We start from the raw sequence: 15,387 nt of genomic DNA, 5'->3' as shown, positions 1-15,387 counted from the left end.
TTTATCCTGCTTTAACTTGTAGGAAGACTTCTACTTCAAAAATTTAAGCATAGCAAAGAAATTTAAGTAGGGGTTAACTGCTCGTAAAAGACCAGGTGTGATGAGAAAATCCTTATCTCGCGTGAAGTTTCACTTTATGTGAAATGCTATTAGAATAGAAAAAATAATTTTCTTCATCTATTTAGAGGGAGGGGATGGAGTAGAGGAAAATCTCGAAAAAACGTGGTTTGGGAATATCTTGGCAACTATAATTATTGACCTTCTAGAAGACAATGGAAACGGTCGTTTAATATTTGAGCTTAATTATGAAAAGATGGTTGTAAATAGGATCAAAGATTTGTTACTATTGCTTAGATATTCGAAATAAATGGGGGACTTGGAATGCCTAGAAGTGTTTGGTTATTAATCATCGGTATGCTGATTAATACTGTCGGCAGCTCATTTTTATGGCCGATGAATACGATTTATATGCATGATGAACTCGGACAGTCGCTCACAATAGCGGGGCTCGTACTGATGGCCAATGCTGCAGCTGGTGTAGTAGGCAATCTTTTAGGCGGGTATGTCTTTGACAAATTTGGCGGCTTTAAGTCCATCATGATAGGAACAATCATATCCATTATAGGCCTTACGTGTCTTGTGTTTTGGCATGGCTGGCCGCATTATGTCTGGTTTTTGACATTAATAGGTTTTAGTGGTGGGATTGTATTTCCGAGTATGTTTGCAATGGTCGGAACAGCATGGCCAGAAGGCGGGAGAAAAGGATTTAATGCCATTTATCTCGCTCAAAATTTAGGGGTAGCATTTGGCCCAGCTCTTGCAGGTATTGTTGCAAAGCATAGCTTTGACTATTTATTTATTGCCAATCTAGCTATGTATATCGTCTTCTTCTTTGTGGCATTCACATATAAAGGAATTTCTACAGAATACGCCATTGCGCCTGCATCTGTAATAAGTGAAGGCTCAAAAGTAAAAGATCGTTCATCATTCTACGCATTGAGTATTTTGGGGATTGGTTTCTTACTTAGTTGGCTCGTCTATACCCAATGGACAACAACAATTTCATCTTATACACAAACATTGCATATTTCTCTGAACCAATACAGCTTGCTTTGGACAGCGAATGGTTTGCTAATTGTACTGGGCCAACCATTGATCAATCCGATTATTAAAAAAATGGGCGAACGTTTCAAGGAACAAATTTTTCTTGGTTTAGCTATTTTCGTCATTTCCTTTGTAGTGGTTAGCTTCGCGGGAACATTTAAAATGTTTTTAGTGGCGATTATCATTTTAACATTTGGTGAAATGTTTATTTGGCCGATTGTACCGACAATTGCCAGTACGTTAGCACCTAAGGGTAGAGAAGGGTTTTATCAAGGTATGGTCAATAGTTTCAGTGCTATAGGCAAAATGATTGGTCCATTCTTAGGCGGTGTTCTAGCAGACCAATATGGCATGAAGATTACGTTTTATGTATTAATCGGGATTCTGCTCATTGCTTTTATCCCATACATGCTTTATGATCGACCGTTAAAAAATAAACATAAAGTGGAAAAAGAAACGATATAATTCATTGAATTTGTTAAATCTCTTGTCAATTACAGTATATTGAATTAGAATAGGATTCAATATATGTAATGACAGCGAATGGGAATAGTAGGTTGTACTTGATTTTTTTAGAGAGTTGGCGGTAGGTGAAAGCCAGCAAATCAATCAACTGAACTCGCCCAGGAGTCGCTATGGTGAACCATTGATAGCCATTGCCGTTAATCCGCGTTAAGGAATCAAGTTGAGTGTTTTACACTAATTTGGGTGGTACCGCGGGAGATATAGGCTCTCGTCCCTTTTATAGGGACGAGAGTTTTTTTATTTTCAAGAATATGAGTATGGAGGGTCAAGAATGAATTTTAATCATCAAGAAATTGAAAAGAAATGGCAGAAGTATTGGGCTGACCACAAAACTTTTAAAACAACAAATGAAGAATCGAAGCCGAAGTTTTATGCATTGGATATGTTTCCATATCCCTCAGGTGCAGGCTTGCATGTAGGGCACCCAGAAGGTTACACAGCAACAGATATCCTTTCACGCTTTAAGCGTCTGCAGGGTTATAACGTGTTGCATCCAATGGGATGGGACGCATTTGGTCTTCCAGCAGAGCAATATGCTCTTGACACTGGAAATGACCCAGCTGAGTTCACACAAAAAAATATTGATACATTTAGACGCCAAATCCAAGAATTAGGCTTTAGTTATGACTGGGATCGCGAAATCAATACGACTGATCCAAACTATTATAAATGGACACAATGGATCTTTATTCAGCTATATAAAAAAGGTCTTGCTTATATCGATGAAGTAGCAGTCAACTGGTGTCCAGCACTTGGCACAGTACTTGCGAATGAAGAAGTAATTGATGGCAAGTCTGAGCGCGGCGGACACCCTGTAGAACGACGTCCAATGAAACAATGGATGTTGAAGATCACAGCCTATGCAGATCGTTTAATTGATGATTTGGAAGATGTGGATTGGCCAGAGAATATTAAAGATATGCAACGTCACTGGATCGGTCGTTCTGAGGGTGCTGAAGTAGACTTCTCTATTAAAAATTCAGATAAGCAGTTCCGTGTATTTACTACACGACCTGATACTCTATTTGGTGCAACTTATACAGTTCTTGCACCTGAACATGCACTTGTGGATGAAATTACAACTAAAGAACAGCGCGAGGCTGTAGAAGCATATCTAGAAAAAGTCAAAGTTAAGTCTGATTTAGAACGTACAGATTTAGCGAAAGAAAAAACAGGCGTATTTACAGGTGCCTATGCAATCAACCCAATCAATGGTCGAGAAATACCGATTTGGATTGCAGATTACGTTCTAGCAAGCTATGGTACAGGTGCGATTATGGCAGTACCAGCACATGATGAACGCGACTTTGAATTTGCGAAACAATTCAACCTACCAATCATTCCTGTATTAGAAGGTGGCGATGTTTCTAAAGAAGCCTTTACAGGTGATGGCCAACATATTAACTCTGATTTCTTGAATGGATTAGACAAAGAAGAAGGCATTCAAAAGGCAATTACATGGCTTGAAGAAAATAAAGTAGGCGAGAAAAAAGTTTCGTACCGTTTACGCGACTGGTTATTCTCCCGCCAACGTTATTGGGGAGAGCCGATTCCAATCATTCATTGGGAAGATGGCACCATTACAACAGTAAAAGAAGAAGATTTACCATTGGTGTTGCCGAAAACAAAGGATATCCATCCATCAGGTACCGGTGAATCGCCATTGGCCAATATTGATGAATGGGTAAATGTCGTAGATCCTGAGACAGGTAAAAAAGGCCGACGTGAAACGAATACAATGCCTCAATGGGCAGGTTCAAGTTGGTACTTCCTGCGTTATATCGACCCGCATAATAACGAACAATTGGCAGACCCAGAGTTATTGAAACGCTGGTTGCCTGTCGATATTTATATCGGCGGCCAAGAACATGCAGTGCTACACTTGTTGTATGCACGTTTCTGGCATAAAGTGCTTTACGATTTAGGGGTAGTACCAACAAAAGAACCTTTCCAAAAATTATTCAACCAAGGGATGATTCTTGGTGAAGGTAATGAAAAAATGTCTAAATCTAAAGGTAATGTTGTCAATCCGGATGATATTATTGAAAGCCATGGAGCTGATACACTAAGACTTTATGAAATGTTCATGGGACCACTAGAAGCATCTATTCCTTGGTCTACGAATGGCTTAGATGGAGCACGCCGCTTCCTAGATCGTATATGGAGACTCTTCATCAACGAAGAAACGGGCGAGCTTTCTGAAAAAATTAAAATATCGAATGATACAACTTTAGAAAAAGTGTATCATCAAACAGTTCAAAAAGTGACGGACAATAACGAGCATATTCGTTTTAATACTTCTATTTCTCAAATGATGGTATTCATTAACGAATGTTACAAAGCTGATGTGGTGCCTCGTGAGTATGCAGAAGGATTTGTTAAGATGCTTGCACCAATTGCACCGCATATAGCGGAAGAATTATGGGCAAAATTAGGTCATAGCGAAACCATCACATATGAAGAATGGCCAACATTCGATTCATCTAAATTAGAAGATGATGAGATTGAAGTGGTTGTACAAATCAATGGCAAAGTTCGTGCTAAATTGATGGTTTCTAAAGATGCAGGACGTGAAGAATTAGAGAAAACGGCGCTTGAAAATGATCAAGTCCAAGAACAATTGGCAGGCAAAGATATTAAGAAAGTGATTGCTGTGCCAGGCAAATTAGTCAATATTGTCGCGAAGTAATTGGCGAAATAAAAACCTTCTTCCTAGTTGGAAGAAGGTTTTTTGCTAAAATAATCCAACATAAAAACGAAACCTTCTGTGACTAAATACGTATAATTAAGGACGAAAAAAATTTGAGAAGAGGTCTATAAATGGAATCACAATTTCCAAAGGTCCTTCGTTTCTTCACTCTGTTATGGTTGTTTACAGCGATAGGATTATTTGCAGGGGTTTACGTACCACAACCGATGGTTTTGCCAATCAGCATAGTAACAGTCATCTTATTGATAATTGTTATGGTTAGCCGTGCTGCTCGGAAGGCGAGTAAATTCATATCTGTGCTGTTTGCGTTTCTAACTGGCATTACGCTGTATAGTTTGCTGAATTTCTATATTGGAGCGTTAGGCGGAAAGCTTGTTTTGCTTATATTTGGCTCTACTGCACTTATTTTTATCGTAGCAGGGCTCATCGGCTATAATACAAAACGAGATCTTTCTAACTGGTGGAAATTCTTATTCATCATACTCATCGGAATATTAATTTTTTCAGTGATTAATATCTTTGTAGGATTTAGCGATATGATGATGATCGTTCTTAGTGGAATTGGAGTGTTACTCTTCATCGGCTATACGCTATATGATATGAACCAAATTGCAAAAAGTGTCATATCGGATGAGGAAGTACCGCTAGTGGCATTAAATTTGTATTTGGACTTCATTAATTTATTTACCAATCTACTGCGACTCATCTACCATCTGAAACGAATTTTTGATGATGATTAGTAGATTAGTTTTCGGGTAAGGGATTACTATTGACGGAAAAGGGCTGTGGAATATGAAATTATTGTTAATTATTATACTTTGTCTAGTCATCTTGTTTTTATGTTACGGCCCACTCCCGACCGTTTTTATTCGCATAAGCAAGCTAGGGATTTACAAGACCATTCCTGGAAAACAGATTGCGTTAACATTTGACGATGGACCACACGGAGTTTATACACCGGAATTACTGGACTTATTAAAAAAATATCACGTAAAAGCTACATTCTTTGTAGTTGGAGACCATGTGAGAAGAAACCCTCAAATTGTTAAACGGATGGCAGATGAAGGGCATACTATAGGTATTCATCATAATCAACATGTTTCCAATTGGTTAACTGGTCCATTAGAACTGAAAAAGCAATTAACGTTGGCTAATCAGGCAATCGAAGAAGCGACAGGGGAACCGGTACAATTTTACCGTCCGCCATGGGGACATTTTAATTTGTTTACATTATTCGTCGGAAAAAAATATAAAAAAATCATGTGGTCCCATATTTTTGGCGACTGGAAAGTAGAAAAAGCACGGAATGGTTTGCTAGAAGAACTGAAGCAATATGCAAGTCCTGGTTCTATCTTTGTATTACATGATAATGGCGACACACAAGGCGCTGAAAAGGAGGCACCCTCATATATGCTGCGAAATTTGGAGCTTTTTTTAGAAGATTGTCACGAAAAAAATATAGAATTCATCACACTGAAAGATGTGTGGGAATAAGTTGCTATGAATATTGATCAATTAATGCATTATTTAAGTCTTTATGGATATGTTATTCTTTTCATTTGTTTATTTTTCGGAATTGTCGGTATTCCCGCTCCTGAAGAATCATTGTTATTTTTGACAGGAGTTCTAATAAGTTATGGAAAGCTGTCAATGGCTCATTCGCTCATTTTTATAGAATTAGGTGCCTTCATTGGTATGATAGTAGCTTATCTTTTGGGCAAATACCTAGGGGCTCCTTTCATCAATCGCTTTGGCAAATATATTGGACTCAATTCGGAGCGGTGGGCGAAGATTGAAAACAAATATAATAAGAATGCATATAGAACAATTACTTTCGGCTTTTACCTGCCGGGCATGCGTCAAATCAGCCCGTACTTTGCAGGAATAACCAAGACGCCACTTAAGCCATTTATTCTTTTTTCTCTCATTGGCAGTATTATCTGGACCATGCCTTTTGTTTTGTTGGGTTATTTTACTGCGAATACGATTTATATTAATCCGGATTATGTACCATATTTAGGAATTATATTATTTATACTATTTATTGTTTATTTTATTGTGAAAAAGATAATAGGACGATCTAAGAAAAATAAGTCAAGTAATGATTCTGATCAATGACTGTTTTTTAGTTAGAGAGAGCGGGTAATGACAGATAGTAAAGAAGGACAAATTCCCTTCAACCTTATCTTAAAAATCGTGCTATTTGAAAAGGGGTTCTTCGATATGAAAAAAATATTATTCTTTCCGCTATTGCGGATGCAATCCGGCCATCATCAAGTCGCAGATGCTTTAATGGACATGGTGAGGGGCCGCAATGAAGAATATGAGATAAAGAAGATTGATTTGATTAGTTATTGGCATCCAGGATTAGAGAAAATGCTCTCTCGAAGCTATTTGAATTGGATTCGCCTATTTCCTAACTCTTATAATTTTATTTATAGTAAAAGATACTGTACAGCAAACCAGCCAAAAAAATTCTATGAAAACCATTTTTTAAAGAAGATGGAGCAACTGATTGAACTAGAAAAACCTGATGCTATCGTTTGTACACATGGCTTTCCATCATGTCTGATCAGCCGATTGAAAATGCAAGGGAAATGTGAGGTCCCTGTTATCAATGCCTATACAGATTTTTTTATTAATGGTATTTGGGCAAAAGAAGGCATCGATTTACACTTTGTACCGAGCAAGGAAGTGAAAGAGCATCTAATTCGTGAATTTGGTATCCCTAGAAAACATATTATTGTTACAGGCATACCCGTTCATGAGGAAATTAAAAAAGGGACAAGTAGAAATAAGAGAAATGATAGACCCCATATATTAGTAGCTGGCGGTAATAGCGGTCTTGGCGGGATATCAAGCCTGACTACTGAATTAAAAAAGCATCCTGAATTTCAATTTTATATTCTTTGCGGAAACAACAAAAAACTCTACGATGAAATTCATGGATGGAAAGAAGCACATATTAAGCCGCTGTCATATATTAGCTCAAGAACAGAAATGGACAAGCTATATGATAAAATGGATGCCATTATTACTAAACCTGGAGGTGTGACGATTAGCGAGGCTTTACGTAAAAAGCTACCAATCATCGTTCATTCGCATCTTCCGGGCCAAGAAAAAATTAATTTAGATTATTTAAAGAAACATAATCTTGTCGTAGAATTATCCAAAGAAATGCCTATTGAATCTCAATTAAATGCTATTTTGAATGATAGCCAAATATTGGAATCATGTGCACGTTCAATAGAATGTTATGAGGATGAAATAGAATTAGAGCTAACAAGCCAACTACATGAAGTCTTTAAATGGCTTCTTGGCAATGGCAGGACAATACAACCTGCATACGAATACAGCCCGACTCTTCAATGGGAGATGGTTAGAGGATAACCCAAATGAAAAGGCCTTAGCATGATACTCATTATGCTAGGGCCTTTTATGTTTGATGATCGGCTGAAGATGATAGAGAACTTCTTCGTCTTCCATTAATTTAAAGCCATTACGGCCAGCTTTTTTAATATCATAAAGGAGGGCGTCTGCTTTATGCATAAACTCTTCAATCTCATCGTTCGTCTTAATCTTTCCTCTATAGGCTCCTGCGCTGAATGTAAGTTGGTCTGATACCTTGGATGCTGCATTAGAAAGGTTGAATTGTTGAATATCCCTGAGCACTCGTTTATAAATAATCACGATTTCTTCCGGTCGTTGATCAGGTATCAGCATGATAAATTCCTCGCCTCCCATCCGCGCAGCAAAAGAGTTTGTAGAGAGAGCTATATGATTTAATACTGTTGCTACACGAGATAGCACCATATCCCCATAAGCATGTCCATAGTAATCGTTGTAAACCTTAAAATAATCAATATCGAGCATTAAAACGGTAAGTGTATAAGGATGAACCCGTTCCTCAAGAGCAGCTTTGTATTGATGAAAGCCTCTTCTGTTAGCGATTTTTGTCAGTTCATCAGTTGCAGATAACCGTTGCAATTCTGTATTGGCTGCAGCAAGTTCATTTGCTAATTGTCTTGAGCGAGTAGACTCCCTACATAAATATTTCTCTTGTTGAAAGGAAGTAATAAAGTTTTGATAATTAAAATGGGCAACAACAAGTAAAACAGGAGTAAGAAATATAGCCAGGTGCATCTCGAATGTATATCGAATGTATGGTTCGTCTAAAGTAAAGTAGTTTAATATATATGCGATTACTGCTACGATCAAAGGTGCTATAAAATAACGAAGACGCATGATAAAGAAACTAGCACAAATCACTAATGACATAATATAAGCAACTGTATGATGTTGATAATGAAAGTCTATTAGTGAGATACTTAAACTAAGGATCAAGAGCCAACAAATATAGTAAGCCGTAATTTCTTCGAGCTGTTTATAATAGTCAAGGCTGCCATTTTGATTGAACTTTTTTGGATTTGCTAATAGTAAGACCATGAAATTGGAAAGAAACATTAAGCCATAAGGAATTATATAAACACTATGGTAATGGGGGTAACTCTTGAAAAAGAAATGGCACCAAACTGTAGCAAGCACTAGACCTAAGCTTACCCACAGAAAGAATTTGGCCAGAGCGTACATGCGTTTGAAATTCTGCTGAGCTAATTGTTTATAGAAATTAGGATCATTTTCAAACGGAATAGAAGATGGCTCTTTTGGAGTCGTTTGCATGCAAATTATTCACCCCTTTAAAAATAATAATAATTTTGCATTCTTACTATAAGAATAGGCTTTAATATGAGAGAAATAAAGAGGTAATTAATGTATATTCATATATTTAGTCAAAAAATTGACAAACAAGTGAATTTATTCATTATCTATCGAAAAATCAATAACTAAATAAATCCGAACTAAATGTAAAATTACATTTGTTCGGTTTTATTTTAATTATTTTCTATTGCGAAAAGTATTTTGTAACATTGGTGTCCAAGCCTCATCTTTCATTTAATCGATGGATGAGGCTGCACTCATTCCAGCTATTCGGCCTGTTACAAGTGCAGATGTAATGTTATAGCCGCCTGTATAACCGTGAATATCTAAGACTTCTCCACAGAAGTAAAGCCCTGTTTTCTTTTTAGATGCCATTGTTTTTGGTTCTATCTCTTTCACAGAAACACCCCCACCAGTAACAAAGGCTTTTTCTAAAGGCTGAGTGCCGTTGACCAACATTTCAAAACCAACCAACTCATTTGCTAGATGGCGTGCTGCTTCTGAGGAAAGTTCTGCTCCTGTTAGCGAATCGTCGATATTTGCCTTCTCCATTAAGAAGATCAGCCAGCGCTCAGGCACAATCCCTTTCCATATATTTTTTAATGCCTTTTTAGGCTCTTTTTTCGCCAAGCTTAATAGATACTGAAAAGCAGATTCTGCATTATAGCCAGTTAGCCCAGCAATCCGAATTCGGACAGGCTTGCCGCCATTTTTCTTCATTTCTTTTACAACAAATTGGCTGCAACGCAAAATAGCTGGTCCACTTAAACCAAAATGGGTGAACAACATGTCCATTTTGTGCGTTATAATAGTTTTGCCTTTTTTGTTTAAGACTGAAACTTCAGCGTCGCGAAGAGCTAGTCCTTGCAACTCTTTGCTTTTAATAAACGTCTCATTGGAGATTAAAGGGACTTCCGTCGGATATAGATCTGTTACAGTATGTCCCGCCTGCTCAGCCCAAGGGTAGCCGTCACCAGTGGAACCCGTTTGTGGGACGGCTTTGCCGCCGACTGCAACTACAACCGCCTTTGCTTGCAGATCTGTACCATCTTTTAAGCGGACGCCTCTTATTCTTTCGACATCCATCAATAATTTCGCAACGGTAGTATCTTGGCGGATTTCGACTTGTAAGCGTGCTAATTCCCTAAGCATTGCCTCCACTACATCTTGGGCTCGATTGGAGACAGGGAACATGCGTCCATGGTCTTCCTCTTTCAAAGAAACACCTAGATTTTCAAAGAAAGAAATAATATTTTCATTGTTATAAACAGAGAAAGGACTATATAAAAAACGGCCATTGCCAGGAATATGTTTAATAATTTCATCAATCGGGAGTCGATTTGTGACATTACAGCGTCCACCGCCTGATATTGCAAGCTTTCTCCCTAATTTATGTCCTTTTTCTACTAAAAGAACTTTTTTATTCTCAGTGCCTGCAGCGATGGCAGCCATGAGACCTGAAGGGCCACCGCCAATTACGATTACATCATACATAAAATGGAACTCACTTTCTTTTTTTATATTTATTATACATGATAAAAGAAAACTATTTGAGTAATTGCATGGCGAGTTGTAAACTAACATTTAGGTTTATTATTTTAATGGGCAATAAAAGCCAATACGAAAAGTAGCGGCTCGAGAAATTGTCAATCAAAGCCCGGTTAAATTGGATGATTCCGAATTGGAAGGATTGTTGGGTAATATGTCTTCATTAATGAAAGGAACTGCCATTCTAACGATTGGTATGTTTTTATCGAAAGTCTTGGGCCTCGTTTATATTTTTCCGTTTTATGCGATTATTGGGCAGAAAAACGTGGCTTTATATTCGTATGCCTATGTTCCGTATACAATTATGCTATCTGTAGCCATCTCAGGCGCACCGATTGCAGTATCAAAGTTTGTAGCGAAGTATAATAGCCTTGGTGATTATGATTCAGGGCGTAAGCTTGTCCGCTCGGGCTTGCTTATTATGACCATTACAGGTTTTTTATCTTTTTTAGTTCTATATTTTATGGCTACTCCAATAGCACATATGGTCATCAAAGATGAAGAACAAATTTTTAATGTAGCTCAAATTGCCGGCGTTATTCGTTGGGTAAGTTTTGCATTGATTGTGGTTCCTTTCATGAGCTTAGTGCGAGGTTTCTTCCAAGGTTACGACCATATGGAACCAACTGCCATATCACAATTAATTGAACAAATTGTTCGTATTATTGTTCTCTTAATCGGATCTTTCTTAGTCATGAGGGTTTTTCATGGTACAGCGCAAACAGCTATTTCATTCGCTGTATTTTCTGCTTTTATAGGAGCTTTGGGTGGTTTGCTCGCCCTTTGGTATTACTGGCGAAAGTTTAAGCCAGAGTTTAATTTGAAGCTACAGAACAGCGTTTCAACAGGTCAGCTTTCTTATAAAAGTATCTATAAAGAAGTTGTGACTTATTCCATTCCATATGTATTTGTAGGTATTGCCAATCCTTTATTCCAGCTAGTGGATATGCTGACGTTTAATACAGCGATGTCTAATATCGGACTAGCAAAGGTATCGGATGATTATCTAGGAATGCTGAATTTTACAACACAAAAGATTGTGATTATACCTGTCATGCTTGCGACAGGGTTTTCTATGGCACTTGTGCCGGCAATCACCAATTACTTTACAAAGAATCAGCATAATGCCTTGATCAATACAATGGATAAAACCTATCAAATTCTTTTATTTATCACGTTGCCAGCAGTAGTGGGTATATCGATATTGTCTGCAGACATTTATCATCTGCTTTATTCAGAGAGCGCAGTTGCTTCAAGTATTTTAGCTGCTTATGCGCCGGTTGCCATTCTGTTTGCATTTTTCCAAGTGACGGCTGCGCTGTTACAAGGTATCGATTATCAAAAATGGATTGTCTTTAGTTTATTGACAGGTATTCTTGTGAAGCTATCTCTGAATATACCTCTGATTGAGGCGATGGAAACACAAGGCGCGATTCTTGCAACAGCTATTGGTTATATGGTGTCAATCGTTATTAACATCCTTGTATTGAAAAAAGCGTTACATTATAAGTCAAAAGTGGTTGTAAGAAGGTCAGTGCTTATTATTCTACTGACGCTCATTATGGCTGCCTCTGTCATCGTTACACATAAGCTACTTGTTCTGATGTTTGGTGTAGCGCATTCTAAAATTGCTGCGCTACTGTATCTCATTGTATGTATTACGGTGGGTGGTCTCGTGTATGCCTTTTTATCGCTCCGCACAAAGCTTGCACAAAAGTTGTTAGGTGATAAGATTGCAAAAATTGCACGTAAATTTGGAATGTAGGAGAGAGTTTTATGCGTTTAGATAAATTATTGTCAAACATGGGTTATGGTTCACGGAAAGATATAAAGAAATTACTAAAAACAAAGGCAGTCTCTATCGACGGGGAAGAGGCCAAAGATCCTTCATTACACGTGGATCCTGAAAAACAGAGCATAACGGTGCTTGGCGAGCGTGTCATCTATCAGGAGTTCATTTACCTAATGATGAATAAACCTGCAGGCGTCGTCTCTGCGACAGAGGATTTATATGATCAAACGGTTATTGATTTGATTGATCCTTTCTATGCGCATTTCGAACCGTTTCCTGTAGGTCGTTTGGACAAAGATACGGAAGGCTTCCTTCTTTTAACGAATGATGGATCTCTTGCACATCGATTGCTGTCACCAAAAAAACACGTGCCGAAAGTATACTATGCAACAATTGATGGCTGTGTAACTGAAGAAGATGTAGTGGCATTTCGCCAAGGTGTGGTATTGGAGGATGGTTACCAAACAAAACCAGGCGAATTAAAAATTATAAAATCAGGTGCGTCATCAGAAATCGAGTTAACGATATCAGAAGGAAAGTTCCATCAGGTCAAAAGAATGTTCGAAGCGGTGAGCAAAAAAGTAACCTATTTGAAACGACTATCGATGGGGAACTTAGAACTTGATGAGAGTTTAGAAACTGGAGAGTATAGAGAGTTAACGCCAGAAGAGATTGAACAGATCGATGGCTGGAACTAGTGAGTAATTTGTTTTTTATAAAAAAATAAGCACCAAAAAGAATGACCAAGCGACGCAGCATGGTCATTCTTTTTTTTACGTAAATTTAATTTCATTCATAACATAAGACGAATGGCCATCAGCATATTGGCTCGGTTCATCGTCTATTCAACGAAAAGCGTGAGATCCAACTCGTCGAATCTTTCTAAGATGTCATTTTCACTTTCTTACGCGTCGTTGTCCATCTGCCTCGACTTGGGCTTTCGACCAAATCATTAAAGGCTAACACATTCAAATCTCTCTGAATGGTGCGAGGAGTGATGCCGAATTCATCGACAAGGTCTTGTGTAGTCACAGTTCCCTTACTGTGTATATACATGTACACGTCCTTAATTCGATTGAGCATCCGATCAGTTGTGTGTTTCAATATTGAACACTCCTTCATCTTAATTCTAAAAGACTAGCGGACGACAATAATTGCGAGGTATTCAGGCTCCTAATTTAGTTTGCCTTAGACATCCCCTTTTCAAATTGGTTTGTCAAAAGTTATTTGACAATTTCATTATAACGAATCTTTTAGTTGATTTCCAACCTTTTGTTTGATTTAAGAAGTTTGGCACATACATAAATAGAGCCATAGACGAACGAAAATATTAGAAAATGGAAAAAGGTTCGATTTTTGGTTTGTCCTATGTGAATACTCTCAAAACAGTGTAAAATATAGTTGGAATGTAAAGGAGGAATAAAAACTATGGAATGGTTACAAAAAGCACAGGAAAGACAAGATGAACTAATTGCAGAGTTGCAAGAATTAGTGAGAATCGAAAGTGTCTTGGATGAGAGTATGGCTACAGAGGAGATGCCGTTCGGCGAAGGGCCGAGAAAAGCGTTGGATTGGATGCTTTCACAAGGTGAGAAGCAAGGATTAAAAACAAAAAATATTGATAATATGGTTGGCTACATAGAAATGGGAGAAGGCGATGAATTAGTCGGTATTCTCTGTCATGTTGATGTAGTGCCAGCAGGAAGTGATTGGGTGCACCCTCCATTTGGTGCTGTAGTAGAAGATGGCAAGTTATTTGGACGAGGCGCCATCGACGATAAAGGACCAACAATGGCTGCATGGCTTGCGATGAAGATGGTGAAAGATGCAGGTATAACATTAAACCGCAGAGTCCGGATGATTGTAGGATCAGACGAAGAGTCAGGCTTCCGTTGCGTTAAAAGATATGTAGAAAAAGAAGAAATGCCTACATTAGGCTTCGCGCCAGATGCAGACTTCCCGATTATTAATGCTGAAAAAGGAATCGCTGAGATTTCTTTCCGTCAACAAGCATCTTCAAAAGAAAACGAACAATTAATTTCATTCCATGCGGGGCATCGAATGAATATGGTGCCGGATTTTGCTGAAGCCATTGTACGCAATATGCCTGAAGAAGCTGAAGTTATTTTTAATGCCTATTTAGCTTCATCACAATTGGAAGGATCTATCGAAAAGACAGAAGAGGGACATAAATTAGCAGTAAAAGGTAAATCAGCTCATGCAATGGAGCCGAACGCTGGGATTAACGCTGCGGTAAAACTTGCTCAATATCTAAACACAGTGTTGACAACACCTCAATCTAAAGAATTTACAGGGTTCATCGTAACAGCTTTCGCAAATGAAACAAGAGGTCATGCGCTAGACCTTGCATTCACTGATGAAATGTCAGGCGATACAACGTTGAACGCAGGCATTGTGACATTTGAAGAAGGAAAAGGTGGAAGAATAGATGTCAGTATGCGCTATTCAGTAACATATCCTTATGAAGAGAAAATCGCTGCTGGTAAACAAGCGACTGCTAAACTTGGATTTGATCTAGTCGTGGATGATAATTCAGAACCACACTATGTAAAACCAGAAGAAGAATTAATTCAAAAGCTTTCTAAAGTATATGAACGAAATACGGGTGAGAAAGCGGAATTATTATCTATTGGCGGAGGCACATATGCACGTGAATTGCCAACAGGCGTAGCGTTCGGCATGTTGTTCCCAGGCGAACCAGACGTCGCTCACCAAGCAGATGAATTTGTAGTAATTGAAAATCTCGTAAAGGCTGCTGCCATCTATGCAGATGCAATCGTGGAGCTTGGAACGAAATAGTGATAGGAAACCTCCGTCTAATTTAGATGGAGGTTTTTTGGTTGTTGATGAAATAGTTGTTTTGTGAAGAGGAACCAAGACAGCGTTTAAAGGAAAGTAGTTCAGGAAGGATAATTGTATATCAGCAGTACATAATAAAGCCAAGTATGAAAATTAGTGTGTAAAGTAG

The 15,387-nt window shown here is 38.1% G+C and carries 12 protein-coding genes and 1 other annotated feature; of the genes, 9 read left to right on the top strand and 3 right to left on the bottom strand.

Translation table 11 applies throughout. From position 1 onward, the window contains the following. The first annotated feature begins 381 nt into the window (after nt 1-381). The 6 genes from M2M59_RS11195 to M2M59_RS11170 all read left to right on the top strand — a co-directional run bounded on the left by M2M59_RS11195 (nt 382) and on the right by M2M59_RS11170 (nt 7,729). Entirely contained in the window at nt 382-1,569 is a 1,188-nt protein-coding gene (locus M2M59_RS11195) for an MDR family MFS transporter (protein WP_147196067.1), read from the top strand. 65 nt (nt 1,570-1,634) lie between these two features. Then, nucleotides 1,635-1,848, top strand: a binding site (T-box leader). Nucleotides 1,849-1,900: 52 nt separating this feature from the next. Beyond that, the gene (gene leuS, locus M2M59_RS11190; protein WP_147196065.1) at nt 1,901-4,318 is read left to right on the top strand and encodes a leucine--tRNA ligase; all 2,418 of its coding nucleotides are present in this window, start codon (nt 1,901-1,903) and stop codon (nt 4,316-4,318) included. A 131-nt stretch (nt 4,319-4,449) separates the two neighbouring features. Next, a complete protein-coding gene (locus M2M59_RS11185) occupies nt 4,450-5,079 on the top strand; it encodes a Bax inhibitor-1/YccA family protein (protein WP_249774613.1) in 630 nt (209 codons plus the stop codon). A 52-nt stretch (nt 5,080-5,131) separates the two neighbouring features. Beyond that, nucleotides 5,132-5,833 carry a polysaccharide deacetylase family protein gene (locus M2M59_RS11180; RefSeq protein WP_147196062.1) on the top strand — a complete coding sequence of 234 codons (702 nt, stop codon included), beginning with the start codon at nt 5,132-5,134 and terminating at the stop codon, nt 5,831-5,833. A 6-nt stretch (nt 5,834-5,839) separates the two neighbouring features. Then, entirely contained in the window at nt 5,840-6,457 is a 618-nt protein-coding gene (locus M2M59_RS11175; protein WP_147196059.1) for a DedA family protein, read from the top strand. Nucleotides 6,458-6,562: 105 nt separating this feature from the next. Continuing rightward, nucleotides 6,563-7,729, top strand: a complete 1,167-nt coding sequence (locus M2M59_RS11170; RefSeq protein ID WP_184117447.1) for an MGDG synthase family glycosyltransferase — start codon at nt 6,563-6,565, stop codon at nt 7,727-7,729. Between the two features lie 36 nt (nt 7,730-7,765). Here M2M59_RS11170 and M2M59_RS11165 read toward each other — a convergent pair whose 3' ends face one another. Continuing rightward, nucleotides 7,766-9,019 (bottom strand): GGDEF domain-containing protein, encoded by a 1,254-nt coding sequence (locus M2M59_RS11165; RefSeq protein WP_147196055.1) that lies wholly within the window; start codon nt 9,017-9,019, stop codon nt 7,766-7,768. Between the two features lie 273 nt (nt 9,020-9,292). Continuing rightward, nucleotides 9,293-10,552, bottom strand: a complete 1,260-nt coding sequence (locus M2M59_RS11160) for a BaiN/RdsA family NAD(P)/FAD-dependent oxidoreductase (RefSeq protein WP_249774612.1) — start codon at nt 10,550-10,552, stop codon at nt 9,293-9,295. Between the two features lie 208 nt (nt 10,553-10,760). Between M2M59_RS11160 and M2M59_RS11155 the strand changes: the two genes are divergently transcribed. Together M2M59_RS11155 and M2M59_RS11150 are read left to right on the top strand one after the other, a co-directional pair. Then, nucleotides 10,761-12,371 carry a putative polysaccharide biosynthesis protein gene (locus tag M2M59_RS11155; RefSeq protein ID WP_147196149.1) on the top strand — a complete coding sequence of 537 codons (1,611 nt, stop codon included), beginning with the start codon at nt 10,761-10,763 and terminating at the stop codon, nt 12,369-12,371. 11 nt (nt 12,372-12,382) lie between these two features. After that, the gene (locus tag M2M59_RS11150; RefSeq protein ID WP_249774611.1) at nt 12,383-13,096 is read left to right on the top strand and encodes a pseudouridine synthase; all 714 of its coding nucleotides are present in this window, start codon (nt 12,383-12,385) and stop codon (nt 13,094-13,096) included. A gap of 184 nt (nt 13,097-13,280) precedes the next feature. On the opposite strand, the gene M2M59_RS11145 is transcribed toward M2M59_RS11150, so the two are convergent. Beyond that, on the bottom strand, nt 13,281-13,502 hold the full coding sequence (locus M2M59_RS11145; RefSeq protein ID WP_066789033.1) for a DeoR family transcriptional regulator: 222 nt from the start codon (nt 13,500-13,502) through the stop codon (nt 13,281-13,283). Nucleotides 13,503-13,826: 324 nt separating this feature from the next. Here M2M59_RS11145 and pepV point away from each other — a divergent pair, with 324 nt between their 5' ends. Continuing rightward, nucleotides 13,827-15,218, top strand: a complete 1,392-nt coding sequence (gene pepV, locus M2M59_RS11140; RefSeq protein WP_147196049.1) for a dipeptidase PepV — start codon at nt 13,827-13,829, stop codon at nt 15,216-15,218. Nucleotides 15,219-15,387 lie beyond the last annotated feature (169 nt).

This window comes from Rummeliibacillus sp. G93, assembly GCF_023515935.1.
Classification (GTDB): domain Bacteria; phylum Bacillota; class Bacilli; order Bacillales_A; family Planococcaceae; genus Rummeliibacillus; species Rummeliibacillus stabekisii.
This window is presented reverse-complemented; position numbering and strand designations above follow the sequence as displayed.

Bases quoted from the DNA above. Each gene is read 5' to 3' on its own strand.
- M2M59_RS11195 (WP_147196067.1), top strand. From the start codon at position 382: ATGCCTAGAAGTGTTTGGTTATTAATCATCGGTATGCTGATTAATACT.
- leuS (WP_147196065.1), top strand. From the start codon at position 1,901: ATGAATTTTAATCATCAAGAAATTGAAAAGAAATGGCAGAAGTATTGG.
- M2M59_RS11185 (WP_249774613.1), top strand. From the start codon at position 4,450: ATGGAATCACAATTTCCAAAGGTCCTTCGTTTCTTCACTCTGTTATGG.
- M2M59_RS11180 (WP_147196062.1), top strand. From the start codon at position 5,132: ATGAAATTATTGTTAATTATTATACTTTGTCTAGTCATCTTGTTTTTA.
- M2M59_RS11175 (WP_147196059.1), top strand. From the start codon at position 5,840: ATGAATATTGATCAATTAATGCATTATTTAAGTCTTTATGGATATGTT.
- M2M59_RS11170 (WP_184117447.1), top strand. From the start codon at position 6,563: ATGAAAAAAATATTATTCTTTCCGCTATTGCGGATGCAATCCGGCCAT.
- M2M59_RS11165 (WP_147196055.1), bottom strand. From the start codon at position 9,019: ATGCAAACGACTCCAAAAGAGCCATCTTCTATTCCGTTTGAAAATGAT.
- M2M59_RS11160 (WP_249774612.1), bottom strand. From the start codon at position 10,552: ATGTATGATGTAATCGTAATTGGCGGTGGCCCTTCAGGTCTCATGGCT.
- M2M59_RS11155 (WP_147196149.1), top strand. From the start codon at position 10,761: ATGTCTTCATTAATGAAAGGAACTGCCATTCTAACGATTGGTATGTTT.
- M2M59_RS11150 (WP_249774611.1), top strand. From the start codon at position 12,383: ATGCGTTTAGATAAATTATTGTCAAACATGGGTTATGGTTCACGGAAA.
- pepV (WP_147196049.1), top strand. From the start codon at position 13,827: ATGGAATGGTTACAAAAAGCACAGGAAAGACAAGATGAACTAATTGCA.